Below are 3335 nucleotides of genomic sequence, written 5' to 3' on the forward strand. Positions count from 1 at the left end.
ACGGTGAAGTGATCGGCGACATCCGCGCCGCCGAAGGCAGCTCCAGCATTCTGGTGATCAGCGAGTCCGCCACCGTGACCGGCCATATTCATGCCGACCATGTGATCATCAATGGCCGGGTGATGGGCCCTGTCCACGCATCCGAGCTGCTTGAATTGCAGCCCAAAGCCAAAATCGAGGGCGACGTGTCTTACAAGGCGCTTGAAATGCACCAGGGCGCCGTCATCTTCGGACAGTTGCGCGCTACAAGCCACGCGGAACTAGAAGAAAAACCCACGCTCAAACTGGCCGCCAACAACATCTGATTGGTGGGGGTGAATTGGGCGAGTAAGCGCTCACAAATAGACCGCCGGGCCTAACACGCATGGGCGTTATGGTTGATTGAATTGCTGTACTATTTGCCATAAGTGTCGCCAGAGGCTTGAAAGCCTCGAATCGCGAACCCTGATTCGCTTTATGTATTGGAGTCCCCATGAGTGCCGTTGCCGAAAATATCCAGACCGAAATGCCCGCGCCCTTTGTCTTCACCGACAGCGCCGCGTCCAAAGTGGCTGAGCTGATCGCCGAAGAAGGCAACCCGGATCTGAAGCTGCGCGTCTTTGTGCAGGGCGGGGGCTGCTCCGGTTTCCAGTACGGTTTCACCTTCGATGAAATCACCAACGAAGACGACACCACCATGACCAAAAATGGCGTGTCCCTGCTGATCGACGCCATGAGCTACCAGTATCTTGTGGGCGCCGAAATCGACTACAAGGACGACCTTGAAGGCGCGCAATTCGTCATCAAGAACCCCAACGCCACCAGCACCTGCGGCTGCGGATCCAGCTTCTCGGCCTGAGGCGGAACTCAACGCTTTCGCTTTAAAAGCCGCCTTCGGGGCGGCTTTTTGCTGTCCGGCCATCCTCTTGTCTTCTTGATTTCCCATGCGGTGAACCAAGTTCGCACTTTCGCATCTCTTATCCATGCAGGCAGAAGAAAAATCATTGCGCATGCTGCTTTGGCTGGTAGCTATCGGCTTTTTCATGCAGACGCTGGACGCCACCATCGTCAACACCACCTTGCCGGCCATGGCCCGCAGCTTTGGCGAAAGTCCTTTGCGCATGCAGTCGGTGGTGGTGGCCTATTCCCTCACCATGGCCATGCTGATCCCCGCGTCCGGCTGGATCGCCGACCGCTTTGGCACGCGGCGGGTGTATGTGGGGGCGATCTCGCTGTTCGTCATTGGCTCCATCGCCTGCGCGCTGTCCGGCAACCTGATGCAGCTGGTGGCGGCGCGGGTGGTGCAGGGGATGGGCGGGGCGCTGCTGCTGCCGGTGGGCCGGCTGGCCGTGCTGCGCGCCTTTCCGCGCGAGCGCTTTTTGCAGGCCATGAGCTTCATTGCCGTTCCGGGCCTGGTTGGCCCGCTGATCGGGCCCACGCTGGGCGGCTGGCTGGTCCAGGTGGCTTCCTGGCACTGGGTGTTCCTCATCAACATTCCGGTGGGGGTACTGGGCTGCGTGGCGACGCTTTTCTACATGGAGGACAACCCGCGGCTTCAAATGCCGCGTTTCGACCTGCCGGGCTACCTTTTGCTGGCCTTCGGCATGGTGGCCGTGTCGCTGGCGGTGGACGGGCTGTCGGGCCTGGGCCTGAAACAGGCCAGCGTGCTGGTGCTGCTGGTGTTCGGCATGGCCAGCCTTACCGCGTACTGGCTGCATGCCGCCAAACGCCCTGACCCGCTGTTTTCGCCGCGGCTGTTCTCGATTCCCACGCTCAGCATCGGACTGCTGGGCAATTTGTTCTCACGCCTGGGCAGCTCGTGCATGCCTTTCCTGGTGCCACTCCTGCTGCAGGTCAGCCTGGACTATTCGCCGTTGCAGGCGGGGATGATGATGGTGCCGGTTGCCGTGGCGAGCATGCTGGTCAAGCGCTTCACCACACCGCTGATCACTCGCTACGGCTATCGCAGGGTGCTTGTGACGAACACCGCGATGGTGGGCCTGACGATGGCGAGTTTTGCTTTCGTGACACCGGCGCAGCCGCTGTGGCTGCACATCCTCCAGCTGGCATGTTTTGGCGCGGTCAACTCGATGCAATTCACTGCGATGAACACCGTGACCCTGCGCGACCTGGACAGCAGCATGGCCAGCAGCGGCAACAGTTTGCTGTCGATGGTGCAGATGCTGGCGATGAGCATGGGCGTGGCCGCAGCGGGCGCGGTGCTGGCCGCTTTCACGGGCTTCTTTGGTGCCGGCGAGGCCGTGCAGACGCTGCACTCCTTCCAGGCGACGTTCGCCGCGATGGGGCTGATCACGCTGGCATCAGCGGGGATTTTCTGGCAGCTGTCGCCGCAGGTGAGGGTGGTGAAGAAGGCTGAAGCGACCGAGGCTTCGGGGCAGGGCTAGTTTTTTCTGCCGGCAGTCGCGTCAACTCACCAGTGCCAAAGCTGCAAAATCCCCGACCCGTTCGCCCAGCCCGGCCGTCACCAGTTCAACGCCATCCGTGAGGGCCGGCAGCTTGCCCTGTATCTGGGCCCGAAGGCGCGGCAAAAGATAGTCGTGGTGATTCAGGAACACGCTCCCTCCGAGGCTGATGCGCTGGAGATCCAGCGTGACCACAAGGTTGTAAAGGGCGCGACCCATCACCCGGCAAAGCTCGTCGACCATCACCGTTGCGCTGGCATCGCCCGCGCGCGCGGCGGCAAAGAGGTTGATCGCGCCGGCGTGGCCCGCGCCGGCAAACCGCCGCTCTATCGCATTGCCGGCCACCAAGGCTTCCAGGTCGCCGATATTGCCGCAGCCGCACAGTGCGTCATGGCTGTCGCTCACAAACATGTGGCCGGCGTGGCCCGCATTGCCGTGCTTGCCGTGCAGCACCCGGCCATCAACACACAGGCCAACACCGACGCCGGTGCTCCAGGTCACATAGGCGCAGTGCTCCAGACCCTGCAGGGCGCCCCAGCGGCGCTCGGCCTCGAGTGCGGCGATGCCGTCGTTTTCTACGCGTACGTTGGGAAAGGCCTGGCGCAGCGGTGCTTCCAGCGGCACGCTGAGCCAGTCGTTGGGCAGGCCACGCGCCTTGCCGGCCATGCCGCCGCAGATGTTGGGGGTTGTCAGCTCGATCAGGSCGTCGTGCAGCGCAAACGGTCCGCACGATGCGACGCCCACTGCCGAAACGGCTGAGGGATCGATGCCCGCCTCGGCGCAGCTGCGTGCCATCAACGCCAGAACCTGCTGGCCCAGCGCGTCGCGGCTGCCCTGTTTGACGGTGGCTTCGGTCACCCGGCCCCGCACGCCGTGCTCATCGGCCACGCTGACGGCCACCTTGGTCCCGCCTACGTCAACGCACAGCAAGGG

4 protein-coding genes are annotated in these 3335 nt (G+C 62.8%); 3 read left to right on the plus strand and 1 reads right to left on the minus strand.

What is annotated here, in order from left to right; translation table 11 throughout:
- From AC1D1P_RS18435 to mdtD, 3 genes are all read left to right on the plus strand, one after another.
- On the plus strand, nt 1–305 hold a 305-nt coding region (locus tag AC1D1P_RS18435; RefSeq protein WP_477673962.1), incomplete at its 5' end, for a bactofilin family protein.
- Between the two features lie 167 nt (nt 306–472).
- A complete protein-coding gene (gene erpA, locus AC1D1P_RS18440; protein ID WP_122955163.1) occupies nt 473–838 on the plus strand; it encodes an iron-sulfur cluster insertion protein ErpA in 366 nt (121 codons plus the stop codon).
- Between the two features lie 124 nt (nt 839–962).
- Nucleotides 963–2384, plus strand: a complete 1422-nt coding sequence (mdtD, locus tag AC1D1P_RS18445) for a multidrug transporter subunit MdtD (protein ID WP_477670050.1) — start codon at nt 963–965, stop codon at nt 2382–2384.
- Nucleotides 2385–2405: 21 nt separating this feature from the next.
- Here mdtD and AC1D1P_RS18450 read toward each other — a convergent pair whose 3' ends face one another.
- Nucleotides 2406–3332 (minus strand): ROK family protein, encoded by a 927-nt coding sequence (locus AC1D1P_RS18450; protein ID WP_477673963.1) that lies wholly within the window; start codon nt 3330–3332, stop codon nt 2406–2408.
- Between the last annotated feature and the right edge of the window lie 3 nt (nt 3333–3335).

Source organism: Polaromonas sp. P1_E1_2 (genome assembly GCF_056406035.1).